20 protein-coding genes and 1 pseudogene are annotated in these 20,054 nt (G+C 68.8%); 7 read left to right on the forward strand and 14 right to left on the reverse strand.

Annotated elements, in window-relative coordinates:
* Positions 1 to 6: 6 nt before the first annotated feature.
* From nuoK to ACFYY7_RS14270, 11 genes are read right to left on the reverse strand one after another with little or no spacing between them, the layout of a single operon-like run.
* Positions 7 to 306 carry an NADH-quinone oxidoreductase subunit NuoK gene (nuoK, locus tag ACFYY7_RS14220; protein ID WP_093543641.1) on the reverse strand — a complete coding sequence of 100 codons (300 nt, stop codon included), beginning with the start codon at positions 304 to 306 and terminating at the stop codon, positions 7 to 9.
* Positions 303 to 1,130 carry an NADH-quinone oxidoreductase subunit J gene (locus ACFYY7_RS14225; RefSeq protein WP_388661311.1) on the reverse strand — a complete coding sequence of 276 codons (828 nt, stop codon included), beginning with the start codon at positions 1,128 to 1,130 and terminating at the stop codon, positions 303 to 305. The genes nuoK and ACFYY7_RS14225 overlap by 4 nt, the downstream gene beginning before the upstream one ends.
* A complete protein-coding gene (gene nuoI / locus ACFYY7_RS14230; RefSeq protein WP_388661314.1) occupies positions 1,127 to 1,792 on the reverse strand; it encodes an NADH-quinone oxidoreductase subunit NuoI in 666 nt (221 codons plus the stop codon). The genes ACFYY7_RS14225 and nuoI overlap by 4 nt, the downstream gene beginning before the upstream one ends.
* On the reverse strand, positions 1,785 to 3,188 hold the full coding sequence (gene nuoH, locus ACFYY7_RS14235; protein WP_385825589.1) for an NADH-quinone oxidoreductase subunit NuoH: 1,404 nt from the start codon (positions 3,186 to 3,188) through the stop codon (positions 1,785 to 1,787). Before nuoH ends, nuoI begins: the two co-directional genes overlap by 8 nt.
* Positions 3,185 to 5,692 (reverse strand): NADH-quinone oxidoreductase subunit G, encoded by a 2,508-nt coding sequence (locus tag ACFYY7_RS14240; protein ID WP_388661318.1) that lies wholly within the window; start codon positions 5,690 to 5,692, stop codon positions 3,185 to 3,187. Before ACFYY7_RS14240 ends, nuoH begins: the two co-directional genes overlap by 4 nt.
* Complete coding sequence (gene nuoF, locus ACFYY7_RS14245; protein ID WP_388661321.1) at positions 5,689 to 7,065, reverse strand: NADH-quinone oxidoreductase subunit NuoF; 1,377 nt, start codon at positions 7,063 to 7,065, stop codon at positions 5,689 to 5,691. Before nuoF ends, ACFYY7_RS14240 begins: the two co-directional genes overlap by 4 nt.
* Complete coding sequence (gene nuoE / locus ACFYY7_RS14250; RefSeq protein WP_388662001.1) at positions 7,065 to 7,838, reverse strand: NADH-quinone oxidoreductase subunit NuoE; 774 nt, start codon at positions 7,836 to 7,838, stop codon at positions 7,065 to 7,067. Before nuoE ends, nuoF begins: the two co-directional genes overlap by 1 nt.
* Before the next feature lie 29 nt (positions 7,839 to 7,867).
* On the reverse strand, positions 7,868 to 9,190 hold the full coding sequence (locus tag ACFYY7_RS14255) for an NADH-quinone oxidoreductase subunit D (RefSeq protein WP_388661324.1): 1,323 nt from the start codon (positions 9,188 to 9,190) through the stop codon (positions 7,868 to 7,870).
* Positions 9,190 to 9,918: an NADH-quinone oxidoreductase subunit C gene (locus ACFYY7_RS14260; RefSeq protein ID WP_351259319.1), complete on the reverse strand. Its 729-nt coding sequence runs from the start codon at positions 9,916 to 9,918 to the stop codon at positions 9,190 to 9,192. Before ACFYY7_RS14260 ends, ACFYY7_RS14255 begins: the two co-directional genes overlap by 1 nt.
* Entirely contained in the window at positions 9,915 to 10,469 is a 555-nt protein-coding gene (locus tag ACFYY7_RS14265; protein WP_030926341.1) for an NADH-quinone oxidoreductase subunit B family protein, read from the reverse strand. Before ACFYY7_RS14265 ends, ACFYY7_RS14260 begins: the two co-directional genes overlap by 4 nt.
* Before the next feature lie 18 nt (positions 10,470 to 10,487).
* On the reverse strand, positions 10,488 to 10,847 hold the full coding sequence (locus ACFYY7_RS14270; protein WP_003992243.1) for an NADH-quinone oxidoreductase subunit A: 360 nt from the start codon (positions 10,845 to 10,847) through the stop codon (positions 10,488 to 10,490).
* 818 nt (positions 10,848 to 11,665) lie between these two features.
* On the opposite strand from ACFYY7_RS14270, the gene ACFYY7_RS14275 reads away from it, so the two are divergent.
* The 3 genes from ACFYY7_RS14275 to ACFYY7_RS14285 all read left to right on the forward strand — a co-directional run bounded on the left by ACFYY7_RS14275 (position 11,666) and on the right by ACFYY7_RS14285 (position 15,475).
* Positions 11,666 to 12,481, forward strand: coding sequence for a C40 family peptidase (locus tag ACFYY7_RS14275; RefSeq protein ID WP_388661328.1), 816 nt, complete (start codon positions 11,666 to 11,668; stop codon positions 12,479 to 12,481).
* Positions 12,482 to 12,738: 257 nt separating this feature from the next.
* Positions 12,739 to 13,947 (forward strand): MFS transporter, encoded by a 1,209-nt coding sequence (locus ACFYY7_RS14280; RefSeq protein WP_388661331.1) that lies wholly within the window; start codon positions 12,739 to 12,741, stop codon positions 13,945 to 13,947.
* A gap of 145 nt (positions 13,948 to 14,092) precedes the next feature.
* Positions 14,093 to 15,475, forward strand: coding sequence for an acyltransferase (locus tag ACFYY7_RS14285; RefSeq protein ID WP_388661334.1), 1,383 nt, complete (start codon positions 14,093 to 14,095; stop codon positions 15,473 to 15,475).
* A 28-nt stretch (positions 15,476 to 15,503) separates the two neighbouring features.
* On the opposite strand, the gene ACFYY7_RS14290 is transcribed toward ACFYY7_RS14285, so the two are convergent.
* Entirely contained in the window at positions 15,504 to 15,956 is a 453-nt protein-coding gene (locus ACFYY7_RS14290) for an ATP-binding protein (protein ID WP_388661336.1), read from the reverse strand.
* A 270-nt stretch (positions 15,957 to 16,226) separates the two neighbouring features.
* On the opposite strand from ACFYY7_RS14290, the gene ACFYY7_RS14295 reads away from it, so the two are divergent.
* The 4 genes from ACFYY7_RS14295 (at position 16,227) to ACFYY7_RS14310 (ending at position 19,242) form a co-directional block, all read left to right on the forward strand.
* Complete coding sequence (locus tag ACFYY7_RS14295) at positions 16,227 to 17,081, forward strand: helix-turn-helix domain-containing protein (protein ID WP_376310365.1); 855 nt, start codon at positions 16,227 to 16,229, stop codon at positions 17,079 to 17,081.
* Between the two features lie 11 nt (positions 17,082 to 17,092).
* Entirely contained in the window at positions 17,093 to 17,290 is a 198-nt protein-coding gene (locus ACFYY7_RS14300) for a DUF397 domain-containing protein (protein ID WP_388661340.1), read from the forward strand.
* A gap of 230 nt (positions 17,291 to 17,520) precedes the next feature.
* Positions 17,521 to 17,922: a hypothetical protein gene (locus tag ACFYY7_RS14305; protein ID WP_388661343.1), complete on the forward strand. Its 402-nt coding sequence runs from the start codon at positions 17,521 to 17,523 to the stop codon at positions 17,920 to 17,922.
* 96 nt (positions 17,923 to 18,018) lie between these two features.
* Positions 18,019 to 19,242 (forward strand): MraY family glycosyltransferase, encoded by a 1,224-nt coding sequence (locus tag ACFYY7_RS14310; RefSeq protein ID WP_388661346.1) that lies wholly within the window; start codon positions 18,019 to 18,021, stop codon positions 19,240 to 19,242.
* 90 nt (positions 19,243 to 19,332) lie between these two features.
* Here ACFYY7_RS14310 and uraH read toward each other — a convergent pair whose 3' ends face one another.
* Positions 19,333 to 19,686, reverse strand: coding sequence for a hydroxyisourate hydrolase (gene uraH, locus ACFYY7_RS14315; protein ID WP_388661349.1), 354 nt, complete (start codon positions 19,684 to 19,686; stop codon positions 19,333 to 19,335).
* Positions 19,687 to 19,707: 21 nt separating this feature from the next.
* A pseudogene (locus tag ACFYY7_RS14320) lies at positions 19,708 to 20,010 on the reverse strand (hydroxyisourate hydrolase); the annotation flags it as partial.
* Positions 20,011 to 20,054 lie beyond the last annotated feature (44 nt).

Below are 20,054 nucleotides of genomic sequence, written 5' to 3' on the forward strand. Positions count from 1 at the left end.
GTCCCCTTACAGCTTCATCAGGCTGGCGTCGTCGACCGAGGCCGAGTGGCGGGAACGGAACACCGACACGATGATCGCGAGCCCGACCACGACCTCCGCGGCGGCGACGACCATCGTGAAGAAGGCGATGATCTGGCCGTCGAGATTGCCGTGCATCCGGGAGAAGGTCACGAACGCGAGGTTGCAGGCGTTCAGCATCAGCTCCACGCACATGAACACCACGATCGCGTTCCGCCGGATCAGCACCCCGGCCGCGCCGATGGTGAACAACAGGGCTGCGAGATAGAGGTAGTTGACCGGATTCACTTGGCGACCTCCTCTTCTTCGTTGTCACGGCCGAGCCGTTCCTCGGAGCGCTGCTCCAGCGCCTTGAGCTGGTCCAGCGACTCGTTCGACACGTCGCGGATCTGGCCTCGTTTGCGCAGCGTCTGCATGACGGTGAGCTCGGAAGGCGTGCCGTCCGGGAGCAGACCCGGGATGTCCACGGCGTTGTGCCGGGCGTAGACACCGGGGGCGGGCAGCGGCGGAAGCTGCTTGCCGCGCACACGCTCCTCGGACATCTCCCGCTGGGTCCTGGCCCGTTCGGTGCGCTCCCGGTGGGTGAGGACCATCGCGCCGACCGTCGCCGTGATCAGCAGGGCGCCGGTGATCTCGAAGGCGAAGACGTACTTGGTGAAGATGAGGCTGGCCAGCCCCTCGACGTTCCCGCCGTGCTCGGTGTTGGCGGTGCCGAGTCCGTTGAAGCTGTTCAGCGAGGCGTTGCCGATGCCCGCGATCAGCAGGACGCCGAAGCCGAGCCCGCAGCCCGCGGCCAGCCAGCGCTGTCCCTTGAGGGTTTCCTTCAGCGAGTCGGCCGCGGTGACACCGACGAGCATGACCACGAAGAGGAACAGCATCATGATCGCGCCGGTGTAGACGACGATCTGGACGACGCCGAGGAAATAGGCGCCGTTGGCGAGGTAGAACACCGCCAGGACGATCATGGTCCCGGCGAGGCTCAGCGCGCTGTGCACGGCCTTCTTCATCAGCACGGTGGACAGCGCGCCCATCACGGCGACGATGCCGAGCAGCCAGAACTGGACGGCCTCGCCGGTCGAGGTCTGGGAGGCCGCGGCGGCCAGGCCGGTCATGCGCCCACCCCCTGCGCCGAGCCGTTGTTCTCGCTGTGCCCGTCGGCCGGCTTCTCGCCCTTGGAGATGGCGACCTGGGGCTCCGTACCGGGTGCGGCCTCGGTGACGAGGCCCCGGTAGTAGTCCTGTTCGTCCATCCCGGGGAAGATCGCGTGTGGGGTGTCGACCATGCCCTCCTCCAGGCCCGCGAGCAGCTCGTCCTTGGTGTAGATGAGGCTCTCGCGGGTGGTGTTGGCGAGCTCGAACTCATTGGTCATCGTCAGCGCCCGGGTCGGGCAGGCCTCGATGCACAGTCCGCAGAGAATGCAGCGCGCGTAATTGATCTGGTAGACGCGGCCGTAGCGCTCACCCGGGGAGTAGCGCTCCTCGTCGGTGTTGTCCGCGCCCTCGACGTAGATCGCGTCCGCCGGGCAGGCCCAGGCGCACAGCTCGCAGCCGACGCACTTCTCCAGACCGTCCGGGTGACGGTTGAGCTGGTGCCGGCCGTGGAAGCGCGGCGCCGTCACCTTCGGCGTTTCCGGATACTGCTCGGTCAGCCGCTTCTTGAACATGGCCTTGAAGGTCACGCCGAAGCCGGCGACGGGGTTCTGGAACTTCTCCTCCGAGGACCCCGAGGATCCCGAGGCTCCCGAAGTCCCCGAGGACTCTGGTGACTCAGACACCGTCAGCCTCCTTTCCGTCACTCGAATTTCCGTCACTCTGAGTATCCGGCCCACCACTGACAACGAGCTCCCGCTCGCCCCGCGGCCTGCGGCGCGGCACCGGCGGCAGGGTCTGTCCGGGCAGCGGCGGCACCGGGAACCCGCCCGCCATCGGGTCGAACGCCGGCTCAGGTCCGGCCTCCGCCTCGGCGGCCCGGCCCTTCTTGTCGCGGAAGATGTCGGCGACGAAGGAGATCAGCAGGATCGCGATCACGGCCCCGGCCACGTACAGCACGATCCTCGTGAAGTCGTAGCCCTCGTTGCGCAGCGCCCGCACCGTCGCGACCAGCATCAGCCAGACCACGGAGACCGGGATCAGGACCTTCCAGCCGAGCTTCATCAGCTGGTCGTAACGGACCCGGGGCAGCGTGCCGCGCAGCCAGATGAAGAAGAACAGCAGCAGCTGGACCTTGAGGACGAACCAGAGCATCGGCCACCAGCCGTGGTTCGCACCCTCCCAGAAGGTGCTGATCGGCCACGGGGCCCGCCAGCCGCCCAGGAACAGGGTCGTGGCGACCGCGGAGACGGTGACCATGTTGACGTACTCGGCGAGCATGAACATCGCGAACTTGATCGACGAGTACTCGGTGTTGAAGCCGCCGACCAGGTCGCCCTCGGACTCCGGCATGTCGAACGGGGCGCGGTTGGTCTCGCCGACCATCGTGACGATGTAGATGATGAACGAGACCGGCAGCAGCAGGATGAACCAGCGGTCCTGCTGCGCCTCCACGATCTTCGAGGTCGACATCGACCCGGAGTAGAGGAAGACCGAGGCGAACGCGGCGCCCATCGCGATCTCGTAGCTGATCATCTGCGCGCAGGAGCGCAGACCGCCCAGGAGCGGGTACGTCGACCCGGACGACCAGCCGGCCAGCACGATGCCGTAGATCCCGACCGAGGCGACGGCGAGGATGTAGAGCATCGCGATCGGCAGGTCGGTGAGCTGCATCGTGGTGCGGTGCCCGAAGATCGAGACCTCGTTGCCGGACGGGCCGAACGGGATCACGGCGATCGCCATGAACGCCGGGATGGCGGCGACGATCGGCGCGAGCACGTACACGACCTTGTCGGCCCGCTTGACGACGAGGTCCTCCTTCAGCATCAGCTTGATGCCGTCGGCGAGCGACTGGAGCATGCCCCAGGGACCGTGCCGGTTGGGGCCGATGCGCAGCTGCATCCAGGCGACGACCTTGCGCTCCCACACGATGGAGAAGAGCACGGTCACCATCAGGAACGCGAAGCAGAACACCGCCTTGATGACGACGAGCCACCACGGGTCGGTGCCGAACATCGACAGATCCTCGGCGGCGAGTACCGCACTGTGCGGTGCCGCGGCCAGTTGAGCGAAGGCACTCACGCCCCCACCTCCGGTGTGACGTCGGGAGTACCCGGTGCGGCGGGGCCGATCCGGACCAGACCGCCGGGCCGGGCACCGGTGTCGGCCGGAACGCCCCGCCCGGCGGAGTTCAGCGGCACCCAGACCACCCGGTCCGGCATGTCGGTGACCTTCAGCGGGAATGCGACGCTGCCCGCCGGGCCGGTGACGGCCAGCAGATCGCCGTCCTTCACGCCCGTCTCGGCGGCGGTGGCCGCGGAGAGCCGGGCGACCGCGGCGTGCCGGGTACCGGCCAGCGCCTCGTCGCCCTCCTGGAGCCGGCCCAGGTCGAGCAGCATCCGGTGGCCCGCGAGGACGGCCTCGCCGTCGCCGGGCCTGGGCAGCGGCCGCGCCGGCTCGTTCGGGTCGGTGGCGTGCGTACCGGTCCAGCCGCCGAGCCGGTCCAGCTCACGGCGTACGGACTTCAGGTCCGGCAGCGCGAAGTGAACGTCGAGGGCGTCGGCCAGCATGTGCAGCACCCGGGCGTCGCCCGGCGCGAGCGTGCGCGTCATCTGCTCGGGCTTCAGCGCCGCCTCGAACATCCGCGCCCGGCCCTCCCAGTTGAGGAAGGTGCCGGACTTCTCGGCCACCGCGGCGACCGGGAAGACCACGTCGGCGCGGTCGGTGACCTCGTTCGGCCGCTGCTCCAGGGAGACCAGGAAGCCGACCTGGTCCAGCGCCTCCAGGGCCCGTGCCGGGTTCGGCAGGTCCACGGTCTGGACCCCGGCGACGACCAGCGCGCCCAGTTCGCCGGTGGCCGCGGCCTCGACGATCTGGCCGGTGTCGCGGCCGAAGCGGGACGGGAGTTCGGCGACGCCCCAGGCGGCCGCCACCTCGCCCCTGGCCCGCGGGTCGGTCGCCGGACGGCCGCCGGGCAGCAGCGACGGGAGCGCGCCCGCCTCCACCGCGCCGCGCTCGCCGGCCCGGCGCGGGATCCACACCAGCGCGGCCCCGGTCGCGGTCGCCGTCCGTACCGCGGAGGTGAGCCCGCCCGGCACCCCGGCCAGCCGCTCACCGACCACGATCACGGCGCCCTCGCTGCGCAGCGCCTCGGCCGCCGCGGCTCCGTCGCCGTCGAGTCCGACGCCGCCCGCGATCGCGTCCAGCCACTCGGTCTCGGTGCCGGGGGCGGCGGCCAGCAGCGTACCGCCCGCCTTCTCCAGGCCCCGGGTGGCGTGCGAGGCGACGGCGTAGGTGCGCTGGCCGTGCTTGCGGTTGGCCTTGCGCAGCCGCAGGAAGACGCCGGGCGCCTCCTCCTCCGACTCGAACCCGACCAGCAGCACCGTCGGGGCCTTCTCCAGCGAGGTGTACGTGACACCCTCACCGTCCAGGTCCCGGCCGCGCCCGGCCACGCGGGCGGCCAGGAAGTCGGCCTCCTCGCTGCTGTGGACCCGGGCCCGGAAGTCGATGTCGTTGGTGTCCAGCGCGATCCGGGCGAACTTGCTGTACGCGTAGGCGTCCTCGACGGTCAGCCGGCCGCCGGTGAGCACCCCGGTCCGGCCGCGCGCGGCGGAGAGACCGGCGGCTGCGGCGGCCAGCGCCTCGGGCCAGCCCGCAGGTTCCAGGACGCCGTCCGCGTTGCGTACCAGCGGAGTGGTGAGACGGTCCCGCTGCTGCGCGTAACGGAAGCCGAAGCGGCCCTTGTCGCAGACCCACTCCTCGTTGACCTCGGGGTCGTTGGCGGCGAGCCGCCGCATGACCTTGCCGCGCCGGTGGTCGGTGCGGGTGGCGCAGCCGCCCGCGCAGTGCTCGCAGACCGACGGCGAGGAGACCAGGTCGAAGGGGCGGGAGCGGAATCGGTACGCCGCCGAGGTCAGCGCCCCGACCGGGCAGATCTGGATGGTGTTCCCGGAGAAGTACGACTCGAACGGGTCGCCCTCGCCGGTACCGACCTGCTGGAGCGCGCCGCGCTCGATCAGCTCGATCATCGGGTCGCCCGCCACCTGGTTGGAGAACCGGGTGCAGCGCGCGCAGAGCACGCACCGCTCACGGTCCAGCAGCACCTGGGTGGAGATCGGGACGGGCTTCTCGTACGTCCGCTTCTTGCCGTCGAAGCGGGAGTCCGCGTCGCCGTGCGACATCGCCTGGTTCTGCAGCGGGCACTCGCCGCCCTTGTCGCAGACCGGGCAGTCCAGCGGGTGGTTGATGAGCAGCAGCTCCATCACACCCTTCTGGGCCTTCTCGGCGACCGGCGAGGTGAGCTGCGACCTGACGACCATGCCGTCGGTGCAGGTGATGGTGCAGGACGCCATCGGCTTGCGCTGGCCCTCGACCTCGACGATGCACTGGCGGCAGGCGCCGACCGGGTCGAGGAGCGGGTGGTCGCAGAAGCGCGGGATCTCGATGCCGAGGAGTTCGGCGGCCCGGATGACCAGGGTGCCCTTGGGCACGCTGATCTCGATGCCGTCGATGGTCAGCGTGACCAGGTCCTCGGGCGGGATGGCCGCCTCGCCGCCCCCGGAGGGCGCACTCGTGGTGACTGTCATGCGTTCACCCCCTGGTGAGCGTTCTTGTCGTCGGCCCAGACGGTCGACCTGGCGGGATCGAAGGGGCAGCCCTTGCCCGTGATGTGCTGCTCGTACTCCTCGCGGAAGTACTTCAGCGAGGAGAAGATCGGCGAGGCGGCGCCGTCGCCGAGGGCGCAGAAGGACTTGCCGTTGATGTTGTCGGCGATGTCGTTCAGCTTGTCGAGGTCGGACATCTGGCCCTTGCCGGCCTCGATGTCGCGGAGCAACTGGACGAGCCAGTAGGTGCCTTCGCGGCAGGGCGTGCACTTGCCGCAGGACTCGTGGGCGTAGAACTCGGTCCAGCGGGTGACGGCCCGCACCACGCAGGTGGTCTCGTCGAAGCACTGGAGCGCCTTGGTGCCGAGCATGGATCCGGCGGCGCCGACGCCCTCGTAGTCGAGCGGTACGTCGAGGTGCTCGTCGGTGAACATCGGGGTCGACGAGCCGCCCGGCGTCCAGAACTTCAGCCGGTGGCCGGGGCGCATCCCGCCGCTCATGTCGAGCAGTTGGCGCAGTGTGATGCCGAGCGGGGCCTCGTACTGGCCGGGGCCCGCGACGTGCCCGCTGAGCGAGTACAGCGTGAAGCCCGGGGACTTCTCGCTGCCCATCGACTTGAACCAGTCCTTGCCCCGGTTCAGGATCGCGGGAACCGAGGCGATGGACTCGACGTTGTTCACCACAGTGGGGCAGGCGTACAGACCGGCGACCGCGGGGAAGGGAGGTCGCAGCCGGGGCTGGCCACGCCGTCCTTCGAGAGAGTCGAGCAGCGCGGTTTCCTCACCACAGATGTACGCGCCGGCACCGGCGTGCACCGTGAGTTCCAGATCGAGCCCTGAGCCCAGGATGTTCGTCCCCAGATAACCCGCCTCGTACGCCTCTCGTACGGCTTCGTGCAGACGCCGCAGCACGGGGACGACCTCACCGCGCAAGTAGATGAACGCGTGCGACGAACGGATCGCGTAACAGGCGATCACGATGCCCTCGATGAGGCTGTGCGGGTTGGCGAACAGGAGCGGGATGTCCTTGCAGGTGCCCGGTTCCGATTCGTCGGCGTTGACAACCAGATAGTGCGGTTTGCCGTCGCCCTGCGGGATGAACTGCCACTTCATCCCGGTCGGGAAGCCCGCGCCGCCGCGGCCGCGCAGACCGGAGTCCTTGACGTAGGCGATCAGGTCGTCCGGCGCCATGGCGAGGGCCTTGCGCAGTCCCTCGTATCCCTCGTGGCGGCGGTAGGTGTCCAGGGTCCAGGATTCCGGCTCGTCCCAGAAGGCGGAGAGGACGGGGGCGAGCAGCTTCTCGGGGCTGCCCCCGTTGCCGCTTCCGTTGTCGTTGATCTCGGTCGTCAACGTCATCACTCCCCCTCCTCGGCGGTCGGGCCGGCCGGCTGGTCCGGGTCCTGCGGGGCGGTGTGGCCGGAATCGCCGTGCGGGCGCTCGCCGCGGGGGGCGACGACGCGCGGGTACGGCTCCTCGCCCTTGGCGAGGCGGAGGCCGATCAGCGAGGCGGGGCCCGCGCCGCCAGAGGCCTCGACGGCACCGGGGCGCTCGTCGGGGAAGCCGGCCAGGATGCGGGCGGTCTCCTTGTACGAGCAGAGCGGGGCGCCGCGGGTGGGTTCGACGGTGCGCCCGGCGATCAGGTCGTCGACCAGGCGGGTCGCGCTCTCGGGCGTCTGGTTGTCGAAGAACTCCCAGTTGACCATCACCACGGGGGCGAAGTCGCAGGCCGCGTTGCACTCGATGTGTTCGAGGGTGATCTTGCCGTCCTCGGTGGTCTCGTCGTTGCCGACGCCGAGGTGCTCCTTGAGCCGGTCAAAAATCGCGTCGCCGCCCATCACCGCGCAGAGCGTGTTGGTGCAGACGCCGACCTGGTAGTCGCCGCTCGGCCTGCGCCGGTACATCGTGTAGAAGGTGGCGACCGCGGTGACCTCGGCGGTGGTGAGGCCGAGCAGCTCGGCGCAGAACGCCATGCCCGTACGGGAGACGTAGCCCTCCTCGGACTGCACCAGGTGCAGCAGGGGCAGCAGGGCGGAGCGGCTGCCGGGGTAGCGGGCGATCACCTCCTTCGCGTCCGTTTCGAGCCTGGCGCGCACCTCGGCCGGGTAGGCGGGGGCGGGGAGCTGCGGCATCCCCAGACTGACTTCCTGACGTGCTTCGGTCACCGGTCGACGCCTCCCATCACGGGGTCGATGGACGCGACGGCGACGATGACGTCGGCGACCTGGCCGCCCTCGCACATCGCCGCCATGGCCTGGAGGTTGGTGAAGGACGGGTCACGGAAGTGGACCCGGTAGGGGCGGGTGCCGCCGTCCGAGACGACGTGCACGCCGAGTTCGCCCTTGGGCGACTCGACCGCGGTGTACGCCTGCCCGGCCGGGACCCGGAAGCCCTCGGTCACCAGCTTGAAGTGGTGGATCAGGGCCTCCATGGAGGTGCCCATGATCTTCTTGATGTGGTCGAGCGAGTTGCCGAGACCGTCCGGGCCGAGCGCGAGCTGGGCCGGCCAGGCGATCTTCTTGTCGGCGACCATCACGGGACCGGGGGCGAGCCGGTCGATGCACTGCTCGACGATCCGCAGCGACTGGCGCATCTCCTCCAGGCGGATGAGGAAGCGGCCGTAGGCGTCGCAGGTGTCGGCGGTGGGGACGTCGAACTCGTAGGTCTCGTACCCGCAGTACGGGTCGCTCTTGCGCAGGTCGTGCGGGAGTCCGGCGGAGCGCAGGATCGGGCCGGTGGCGCCCAGCGCCATGCAGCCGGTCAGGTCGAGATAGCCGACGTCCTGCATGCGGGCCTTGAAGATGGGGTTGCCGGTGGCGAGCTTGTCGTACTCCGGCAGGTTCTTCTTCATGGTCTTCACGAACTCGCGGAGCTGGTCGATCGCGCCGGGCGGCAGGTCCTGGGCGAGTCCGCCGGGGCGGATGAACGCGTGGTTCATGCGCAGGCCGGTGATCAGCTCGAAGAGGTCGAGAACGAGTTCACGATCACGGAAGCCGTAGATCATGATCGTGGTGGCGCCGAGCTCCATGCCGCCGGTGGCGATGCACACCAGGTGCGAGGAGAGCCGGTTGAGCTCCATCAGGAGCACGCGCAGGATGGTGGCCCGGTCGGGGATCTGGTCCTCGATGCCGAGGAGCTTCTCGACGCCCAGGCAGTACGCCGCCTCGTTGAAGAACGGCGTCAGGTAGTCCATGCGCGTGACGAAGGTGGTGCCCTGCGTCCAGTTCCGGTATTCGAGGTTCTTCTCGATGCCGGTGTGGAGGTAGCCGATGCCGCAGCGGGCCTCGGTGACGGTCTCGCCGTCGATCTCCAGGATCAGCCGCAGAACACCGTGCGTGGACGGGTGCTGGGGGCCCATGTTGACAATGATGCGCTCGTCGTCGGACTTGACGGCGGACTCGACGACCTCGTCCCAGTCGCCGCCGGTGACTGTATATACAGTCCCCTCGGTCGTGGCCCGGGGCGTTGCGTGGGGAGTAGACATCAGGAGTACGACCTCCGCTGGTCCGGAGCCGGGATCTGGGCGCCCTTGTACTCGACGGCGATGCCGCCGAGCGGGTAGTCCTTGCGCTGCGGGAAGCCCTGCCAGTCGTCCGGCATCATGATCCGGGTGAGAGCGGGGTGCCCGTCGAAGACGAGCCCGAAGAAGTCGTAGGCCTCGCGCTCGTGCCAGTCGTTGGTCGGGTAGACCGCGACGAGGGACGGGATGTGCGGATCGCTGTCCGGGGCCGACACCTCCAGGCGGATCAGCCGGCCGTGCGTGATCGAGCGCAGGTGGTAGACGGCGTGCAGCTCGCGGCCCTTGTCGCCGAGGAAGTGGACGCCGCTCACCCCCGTACAGAGCTCGAAGCGCAGCGCCGGGTCGTCGCGCAGGGTCTGTGCGACCCGGACGAGGTGCTCGCGGGCGATGTGGAAGGTGAGCTCGCCGCGGTCGACGACGGTCTTCTCGATGGCATTGGCGGGAAGCAGGTCCTGTTCCTCCAGGGCCCCTTCCAGCTCGTCGGCGACTTCGTCGAACCAGCCGCCGTACGGACGGGAGGTCGCGCCCGGCAGGGACACGGTGCGGACGAGGCCGCCGTAGCCGGAGGTGTCGCCGCCGTTGTCGGCGCCGAACATGCCCTTGCGTACGCCGATGACCTCGCCGGTGTCCGTGCGCGGCGCGGGCACACCGTTGTTGTTGCTCTGTTCGTCGTGGTTGTCGTTCCCGCTCATCGCAGCAGCCCCTTCATCTCGATCAGGGGCAGTGCCTTGAGTGCCGCGTCCTCCGCCTCGCGGGCGGCCTCCTCCGCGTTGACCCCGAGCTTGGAGCCCTGGATCTTCTGGTGGAGCTTGAGGATCGCGTCCATCAGCATCTCGGGCCGTGGCGGACAACCCGGCAAATAGATGTCAACCGGAACAATGTGATCAACACCCTGCACAATGGCGTAATTGTTGAACATTCCGCCCGATGATGCACAAACCCCCATGGAGATCACCCACTTGGGATTGGGCATCTGGTCGTAGACCTGACGCAGGACGGGCGCCATCTTCTGGCTGACCCGTCCTGCGACGATCATCAGATCCGCCTGTCGCGGCGATCCGCGGAAGACCTCCATGCCGAAACGGGCCAGGTCGTAGCGCCCGGCCCCGGTCGTCATCATCTCGATGGCGCAACAGGCGAGGCCGAAGGTGGCGGGGAAGACGGAGGACTTCCGTACCCAGCCGGCGGCCTGCTCGACAGTGGTCAGCACGAAGCCGCTGGGCAGCTTCTCTTCGAGTCCCATGGTGTGCCCCTCAGCCCCTCAGTCCCATTCCAGGCCGCCGCGACGCCACACATACGCGTAGGCGACGAAGACGGTGAGCACGAAGAGCAGCATCTCCACGAGCCCGAAGATCCCCAGGGCGTCGAAGGTGACCGCCCAGGGATAGAGGAAGACGATCTCGATGTCGAAGACGATGAAGAGCATCGCCGTCAGGTAGTACTTGATGGGGAAGCGGCCGCCTCCGGCCGGAGTGGGTGTGGGTTCGATACCGCACTCGTACGCTTCGAGCTTTGCCCGGTTGTACCGCTTGGGGCCGATAAGCGTGGCCATGACCACGGAGAAGATCGCAAACCCTGCCCCGAGGGCGCCGAGCACGAGGATGGGCGCGTAGGCATTCACGCTCCTCGCTCCTTCCAGTCGTCCTTGACCGTTGGACCGCATCGGGCGACCGGCTCACCGCCTCACCAAGATCGTGCACATGTGAGGCAGTTCACAAGCCCGACTGCCCCGCATCCTATGCCCGCCATCCTGTGATCTGCGACACGGGGTACGACAACGCCTTTGTGATCTCCACCACCTGACGAAGGATCATGAAGTCGGATGAGCGGTGATCTTCACACGCGAAGCGGCCGAGTGATCACGAGACGTGACATCCGATGCTGTTACCGCTGGTCAAACGGCTGTCGCCCTATCAAGAGATGGCCATGCCAAGCAAATTGGCGGTGGACAACACGGGGTGATAGAGGAACCCTCCCGATCTTGGTCCCGCCGGACGCCCACCACCCCTCCCTCGGCCCGCCGGCCCCCTCCCGGCCGCCCGAACCTCACCCGGGAGAGGGGGCCACGGGGAGCGAAGTGGACGCGCGAGAGCATTTCCGATCTTCGGGACGAACAGGACATCTCCCTTCGTCCGACGCCACCTTGGCCGCATGGCGCATAACCGCCCCTCACCTCGCATTCACACTGTGACCTGCGTCACTTCATCAATGCCCCTACAAAAGCGGGCTTGGCCATCGGTGTGAACGGATGGTAAGCGGCGGGCAATTCGGGCGTATTGCCGAAAGCCCGTGATCACAGCCGTGTTCAAGCATGCCCGTTTTGCCCGTTACGGCGTCAATAAGGGCCCTCGGAAAGCGGATTCACAGATTCCGTACGTAACTGTGTCGCAACACACGTTTCTTGATGGGAACCCCAGGGCCCTGATAGCGCTAGTACTCATGTCCCACACCGCTCACATACCCAGCCACCGGAAGCCCCGCCGAAACGCCTCGAAGACGGCGCTGCGGGCCGGAGTTGCCGGTGGCGTCCTCAGCACCATCGCGGTCGCAGGCGCTGCCGGTCCGGCCCAGGCCGAGCCGGTGACCCAGACCATCGAGATGCCCACCATCACCTCCGGGCTCTCCACCGCCGTCGCCGCGTCCGCCCAGGCCACGCAGCAGGTCGCCCTGGACCTGCAGACGCAGGCCCAGGAGGACGCCGCAGCCACCACCGCGGCCAAGACCGCCAAGAAGGCCAAGGCCGAGGCGGTCCGCAAGGCAGAGGCCAAGAAGAAGGCGGAGGCGGCCGCCAAGGCCAAGGCGGAGGCCGCCGAGCGCGCTTCCCGCTCCACCGCCCGTACGACGCTCAGCACGACCTCCGGCTCGGCCACGTCCGCCTCCGTCTCCACGTCGAACGCGACCGGCTCCGCAGCGGCCGTCATCGCCTTCGCGAAGGCGCAGCTCGGTGACGCGTACGTGCTGGGCAGCACCGGCCCCAGCTCGTGGGACTGCTCCAGCCTCGTCCAGGCCGCGTTCCGTTCGGTCAACATCGACCTGCCGCGCGTCTCGCAGTCCCAGTCCACCGCCGGCACCCAGGTCTCCCTGAGCAACCTCCAGCCGGGCGACATCCTGTACTGGGGCGGCGCGGGCAGCGCGTACCACGTCGGGATCTACGTGGGCGGCGGCGAGTTCATCGGCGCGCAGAACTCCGGCACCGGTGTGGTGCAGCGCCCGCTCTCCTACGACCCGCCGTCGGGCGCGGTCCGCGTTCTCTGATCCGGCGCGACCTTCCGGGTTCACGGATTCACAAGCGCCTTCGCGGCGCGCGCTGAAGGGCTGTCACTCCCCCGCTCGGGAGCGACGGCCCTTCGCCGTTTCCGGTCCTCCGGCGAAAAGTGTCCGCCCTCCGGCGAAAAAGCGACCTCGACCCCGCCCGACGGCGTTGACGTCGCGAACCTGCCGGACACCGTCCACCGTCGCTTGTGAACTGGGGCGAACAGCCCCGCGTCACCGAGCACAGGACGGCACCCGCCATGACCACCCCCGCGGCCACCACCCCATCCGAACGCACCGTCCGCCCTCCCCGCACCCCTTTACGCGGCCGGCTCGCCGTTCTCTCCGTCATGCTGGGCATCTTCTCGATCGTCACCACCGAGATCCTGCCCATCGGCCTGCTCACATCGATCGGGTCCGACTTCGCCGTCTCGGACGGCACGGCGGGCCTGATGATGACCATGCCCGGACTCCTCGCGGCGGTCTCCGCCCCCTTGGTCACGGTGGCGACGGCGCGCATCGACCGTCGCGTGATGCTGTGCGCCTTCATGCTCCTGCTGGCCCTGGCCGACTTCCTCGTCGCCGCCGCGACCGACTACCGCATCGTCCTGGTCTCCCGGGTGATGGTCGGGGTCACCATCGGCGGTTTCTGGTCCATCGGGGCCGGACTGGCCGGCCGGCTGGTCCGCCCGGCGTCGGTCGGCCGAGCGACAGCGGTGATCTTCTCGGCCGTCCCACTGGGCTCCGTACTCGGCGTCCCCGCCGGTACGTTCATCGGCGGCCTGGCCGGCTGGCGGACGGCTTTCGTGGTCCTGGGGGTGCTGAGCGTGGGCGTACTCGCCCTGATGCTCCTGGTGGTTCCGCCCCTCCCGCCGACGCGGGTCACCCGCGCGGGCCTGCTGCGTACCGTGCTCGCCCGGCCCGGAACCCGGTTCGCCACGCTCATCACCTTTCTCATCGTTCTGTCCCACTTCGCGACGTACACCTATGTCACTCCCTTCCTGGAGCGGGTCACTCACGCCGGTCCGGCGCTGATCACGGTGTTCCTGCTGGTCTACGGGGCCGCCGGGATCGTCGGCAACTTCGTCGGCGGCGCGCTCGTGGCGCGCCGCCCGCGCCTCGCGGTCTCCCTCGCCGCGGGCCTGATCGCCACCGCGACCGCGCTGCTCCCGGTCCTGGGCAGGTGGGAGGCCGGAGCCGTCGCGCTGCTGATCGTCTGGGGTGTCGCGTACGGTGCGGTGCCGGTCTGCTCGCAGACGTGGTTCGCCAAGGCCGCACCTGACACACCCGAAGCGGCGTCCGTCCTGTTCACCGCGTCCTTCCAGGCGACCTTCGCCCTCGGCGCCCTGGCAGGCGGAGCCGTCCTGGACCACATGTCCTTGTCGGCGGTCATGCTGCTCGGCGGCGCGGTCGCGGCTCTGGTGCTGGTCGTGGCGGGGCCGGGCTCCGGGCGGCGGTTCGCCGGTTGAGACGGCTACCAAGGGGGTGCCCGAACGGACCGCATCACCTTGAGGCCGGTGGGGAGAACCCCACCATGGCACGAAGTGCTGACCCCCGACCGATTCGGGGGGCCACTTCACTGTGCGTATCGCCTGCTGACGCCACGCTGTTTACATGCAGCAAACCCACGCGCATTCGCCCGGTCGCAGCAGCATTCTCAGCAGCAGTCGCGGCCGCGATCCATTCATAGACGTCATCAGAGCGCTATGCGTGCTGGCAGTGATTTCCCAGCACTGGCTCATGCCCGTACTGGCCTACGAGAATGGGCATTTGAGCACCGGAAATGCTCTCGCGAGCCCCGGCTGGTGGATTGTCACATGGCTGACACAGGTCATGCCCATGGTGTTCTTCGCCGGCGGGGCCGCCAATTTCTTCTCCTTCCGGTCGGCGAAATCGGCGCGTGCCTGGCTCCGTAGCAGAATTGCGCGACTCCTGGTGCCGGTCGTCCCCCTGGCGGCCGTGTGGCTGGTGCTGCCCCACGTGTTGATCGGCGCGGGGGTGCCCGAGCAACCGGTGCTGATGGCGGGCAGGATTGCCGGCCAGCTGCTCTGGTTCCTCGCCGTCTACGTGCTCGTGGTGGCGCTCACGCCGGTGATGTTCAGGTGGTACCGGCGGTACGGGTGGCGCGTGATCGGCGTTCTCGCCGTCTGCGCCCTGGTCGTCGACGTACTGCGTTTCGAGGTCAGCCCCGCGATCGGTTTCCTGAATGCCCTGTTCGTCTGGCCGGCGGCCCACCAGTTCGGCTTCCACTACGCCGACGGCGGCCTGCGCATGCGGAGCGGGTGGACATCGGCGGGCCTGGCCGCCGTCGGCTTCGGACTCACCGCGGCCGCCGTGTTCTTCGGCCCCTACCCGGCATCCATGATCGGAATGCCCGGGGCCCCGGTCTCCAACATGAGCCCGCCGACCGCCGTGATGCTGTCGCTGACGATCGGCCAGCTCGGACTGTGGCTGACGCTCAAGCCGGTAATCACGCGATTCGCCGAGCGTCCCATGGCCACCGCCGTACTCCAGTGGTGCGGAACCCGCTTCATGACGCTCTATCTGTGGCACATGCCCGCGCTCGTGATGACGGCGGGAATCGCCATTGTCGGACTCGGCCTTGCTACACCGGAACCCGGCAGCCCGATGTGGTTCGCGGTGGCACCCCTGTGGGTCGGCGCCTCGGGACTCTTCCTGCTGTGCTTCACCAGAATTTTCGGCCGATTCGAATTCCGTCGCCGTTCCGGTGCGGCGTCGGAATTGAGCCTCGGCAAGGTCGTTCTCGCGGCGGTGCTTTCCGCCGGCGGTCTCCTCGGACTTGCCGCGCAGGGGTTCATCTCCCCCGGAAACCCGGTCGGCCCCGTGCTGTGGGTGCTGTTGGTGGTGGCCGGGCTGCTCGTCGTACGGGAGCAGAACACCCGTGGGACGGTTGTCGCCCAGGGATCTCGCACCGTGCCCGTGCAGTTGGCCGTGCGCCGCGAAGGTGCCCGGGTTCTCTCCCGGCAGGGCGGCTGATGAGGAGGCCTGCGTGGGTCGGGCCACCTCAGCGCCCGGCGGCGGAGAGGGTGAACCACACCGTCTTCGAGTGCGGCGACCGCACCCCGTACGCGGTGGTCCCCCACCGGGCGGCGAGCCCGTCCACGAGGAGGAGCCCCCGGCCGTGCTCGTCCCGGTCCGGTTGCACGGCGGTGCGGGGGCGGGGCGTCGAACCGGGGTCGTCGTCCGTCACGTACACCGTCACCTGCCGGTAATTGACGGTGATCTCCACCCGGACCTGCGGCGAGTCCGTATGGCAGTACGCGTTGGAGACGACCTCGCTCGCGCAGAGCCGGGCGTCGTCGACGAGGCGCGGGTGCTCGGCGACCCACAGCACCGTCGCCACGAAGTCCCGCACGATCCTGGGGGCGGTGGGGGCGTTCGGCACGACGAGCCGGTAGCGCTCACCGCGCTGGGGGAGGTAGGGGGCGGGTGACGGAGGAGCGGTTACGGGGGTCATGACGCGGTCTCCCTGCGTGAGGCGGTCTCCGGGGCGTCGTGCGGTGGGCGTCGTGCGGTGGCGCGGTCCGTGGCATCGGCCGAGTTCCGTGAGCGTTCAACTCGCTTACGGATGGCTGCACTTCGGGCCTATGACGCTCTTGTGCGCCGCCCATTGGGACCATAGGGCGCAGGAACGCACCGTAGCAAGGTTGCCACTGTCACTTCACGCGATCGGGTGGACCGGGACAGCCGCACCACGCAAGACTGCGCGGGGACGAAGGATGGTGACATGCCACCGAGGGACAACCCGACCGCACGCCAGGCGCGCCTGGGCTGCGAACTGAGAAAGCTGCGGGAACAGGCCGGCCGCACCGCTCGCGAAGCCGCCGGACTCATCTCGACCGATCAGGCGAAGATCAGCCACATGGAAGCGGGCCGCATCGGCATCAGCGAGGCGCGGATCCGCCGCCTGGCCAGCTTCTACGCATGTGACGACGCCACGTTGATCGAGGCGCTGTGCGCCATATCGCGGGAGTACCGGGGCCAGTTCTGGTGGGACGAGTACCGCGGCGTACTGGCGCCGGGCTTCTTGAACATCGCGGAGCTGGAACACCACGCCACCTACATGCGCTGCCTCCAGTCCGTGACGTTGCCCGGACTGATCCAGACTCCGCAGTACGCGCGGGCGCTGTTCGAGGGGGTGCTGCCCAAGCTGCCCGAGGACGAGGTGGAGGCGAGAGTCGAGCACCGCATGCGCAGGCAGGCCGTGCTCGACCGCGACAGGCCACCGAAGTTCGACGTCATCGTCCACGAGGCCGGTCTCCGCATGCGGGTCGGCGGACGCGAGGTCGCGCGCGGCCAGCTGATGCACCTCCTGGAGGCAGCCGACCGGCCGGACGTGACCGTGCGCGTGATCCCGTTCGCCAGCGAGAAGTTCGTCGAGGTGACGCAGACCGTGCTGTACGCGGGCGGTGTGGCGCCGCAGCTGGACACCGTCCACATCGACACCCCGTTCAGAGGGGCCTACCTGGACGCTGCGGCCGATCTGAACCGGTACCGCATGCAGCTCGACTTCGCCCAGCGGGTCAGCCTCGGGCCCGAGGAGTCGCGGAGCTTCGTTCACCACCTCGCACGGGACCTGTGATAATCCGCAGCATGAGCGCAGACATCGAGTGGCAGAAGTCGTCGTTCTCCGGTGGCGGAGAACAGTGTGTCGAGGTGGCGTGGCAGGGCGAGGAGATCCTGGTGCGCGAGAGCGACGCCCCGCGCACGGTGACCAGGACGAGTCGCGCCAAGTTCGCTGCCTTCATCCAGGGCGTCAAGGCGGGCGAGTTCGACCACTTCGTCCGGTAGCGCCCTCCCACCTGCCCCAGGAGAGCCCCCGCCCGACCAGGGCGGGGGCTCTCCTGCCATTCAGGCCAACTATGCCCCGGGGCATAGTTGCGCCATGCATTCTCGTAGCGCTACCGTCACACTGTGTCGCCGGAGTGGCGGATCCACCCACCCCCGCCGTTTCGCCTGGCACCACAACTCCCCCACCTCTCACGCCACTCGGCGCAAGCGGCGCGATCGGACGGTCGACCATGCGTACACCCCTCACCCCCTTACAACCAGCCGTCGAGCACGGCTTCAGGTTCGAGGCCCTCCGCTACGGCCCCGCCACCGGCTTCGTCCCCGAGCCGATCGACCTGCGTGTCCTGGCCACGCCCCGGGAAGCCGTCCGCGCCATCCGCGTCCAGCTCCGGGCGAACCATCTCTTCGGCCTCACGCCGCGCGAACCGATCCGCGCCCACCACTGGGCGGACCAGGGCGGCTGGGTTCAGGCCCTGGGGGCGCTCCACCGCGGCGAACCCTGCGGGTTCACGCTCATGCTGCGCGGCGGCCGGCACATCGAATGGCACGTCCGCCCACTGACGTACGTATCGCTCGGCGCCTGCACCCACCGCCGTCCCACCCCACTCCCCATCGCACAGAACTACGTATGAGTTAGGCTCGCCGGGGCGCAGCGAGGGCATCGATCGGGCTCAGGTATCGGCCCGCTGGGCCGGAATGTGAGGCCGCCCGTGCGGGAATACTTGCTCATGCTGTTCATCACGGCGGCCGTGACACTTCTCCTGACCGGCCCCGTACGGAAGTTCGCCATCACGATCGGGGTGGTTCCCGAGGTCCGGGCGCGCGACGTCCACCGCGAGCCCACTCCGCGTCTGGGCGGCATGGCCATGTTCGGTGGGCTGCTGGCCGGGCTGCTCGTCGCCTCCCATCTGCCGCACCTGGAAGGGATCTTCACCGGTAGCTCGACGCCACGGGCGTTGCTGTCCGGCGCGGCACTGATCTGTCTGCTCGGCGTACTCGACGACAAATGGGGCGTCGACGCGCTGGTCAAGCTCGGCGGTCAGGTGCTCGCCGCCGGAGTGATGGTGTTCCAGGGGCTGACGATCCTCTGGCTCCCGGTGCCGGGCACGGACGGGATCTACCTCTCCGACTGGCAGGGCACGCTGCTGACCGTGGGGCTGATCGTCGTCTCCATCAACGCGGTCAACTTCGTCGACGGGCTCGACGGGCTGGCAGCCGGCACGGTGGGCATCGCCGCGACGGCGTTCTTCCTGTACGCGTACCGGCTCTGGTACGGCTACGGGATCGAGGCCGCCGCGTCCACCACGCTGATCTCCGCGATCCTGGCGGGCATGTGCCTCGGGTTCCTGGTCCACAACTCCCACCCGGCCCGGATCTTCATGGGTGACTCGGGCTCGATGCTGCTCGGGCTGCTCATCGCCGGGTGCGCGGTCTCGGTGACGGGCGAGGTCGATCCGAGCCTGCTCAACCAGTCGTTGGACGGCAGGTCGGGTTCGGCCGCGATGGTGCCGGTCTACATTCCGCTGATGCTGCCGCTGTCCGTCATCGCGCTGCCCGTCGCGGACCTCGTGCTCGCCGTCATAAGGCGTACGTGGAACGGGATGTCCCCCTTCGCCGCCGACAAGGGCCACCTCCACCACCGCCTGCTCCAGCTCGGCCACTCGCACCGCCGGGCCGTGCTGCTCATGTACTTCTGGTCGGCACTGTTCTCGTTCGGGATCGTGGCCTACTCGGCACGGGGCGCCAAGTCCTGGATGCTCTTCGGGGTCGCGTTCGTCTGCGCGGTGGGCCTGTTCCTGCTGCTCCAGCCGCGCTACGAGTCCGGCCTCACCCGCCGCCTGCTGCCGCGCAGGCCCGGGGGCCGTGTGGTCGCCACCGGCGGACGGCGCACCGATGCCGATGCCGACGTCGATGCCAATGCCGACGAGGAGCGCCGGGTGCCGTCCAGGTGACCGTGGCGCTCCGACCGCCGGACATCGCAAGGGCGCGGACCGGGCCGGGGATCCCGGCCGGTCCGCGCCCCCGCGTAAATGGCACACGGCTCAGCTGCCGCGGTACGTCGTGCAGTTCCACGGCGTACAGATCATCGGCACGTGGAAGTGCTGCGTCGCGTCGAACACCGTGAAGCGCACGGGCACTTGATCGACGAACGGCGGGTCCGACAGCTTCCCCCTGAGCCCGTCGTAGTACTCATCGACATGGAACAGCAGCTCGTACCGCCCGGCCTTCGCCTCCTCCGGCTTCAGGATCGGCTCGTCGGTCCGGCCCTCCTGATTTGTCCGCACGGTCTTGATGAGCCGGTACTTGCCGTTTTCGAGTATCGAGAATTCGATACGCATTCCGGCGCCTGGTTTCCCATGGGCGATATCCAGAACGTGCGTCGATATTCCGGCCATTTCGTCACCTCCTGGGGCGGGTTAGCTGCCTCGGTAGTAGGAGTAGTTCCAGGGGGTGAAAAGGATCGCCGTGTGATAGTGCTGCGTGGCGTCCGTCACCAGGAACCGGATGGGGACCTCTTCGAGGAATGACGGCTGCGGAAGCCCGGCGGCGGTTCGCGAGAAGTACTCCGCCAGGTGCAGCGTGATCTCGTAACGACCCGTCTTCAGCTCATCGCGGATCAGGAGCGGGTCCTTCGTCCGCCCACCGGCCAGCGTCTCGAACTTCTCGATCAGCTGGTAGCGGCCGTTCCTGAAGACCGAGAGGTCGAATCGCAGCCCGGCCTCGGTCGCCCCCCCGGTAGGTGTCGATCGCGTGGATGGTCAGG

The sequence above is a fragment of the Streptomyces sp. NPDC001933 genome, assembly GCF_042890955.1.
Classification (GTDB): Bacteria; Actinomycetota; Actinomycetes; order Streptomycetales; family Streptomycetaceae; genus Streptomyces.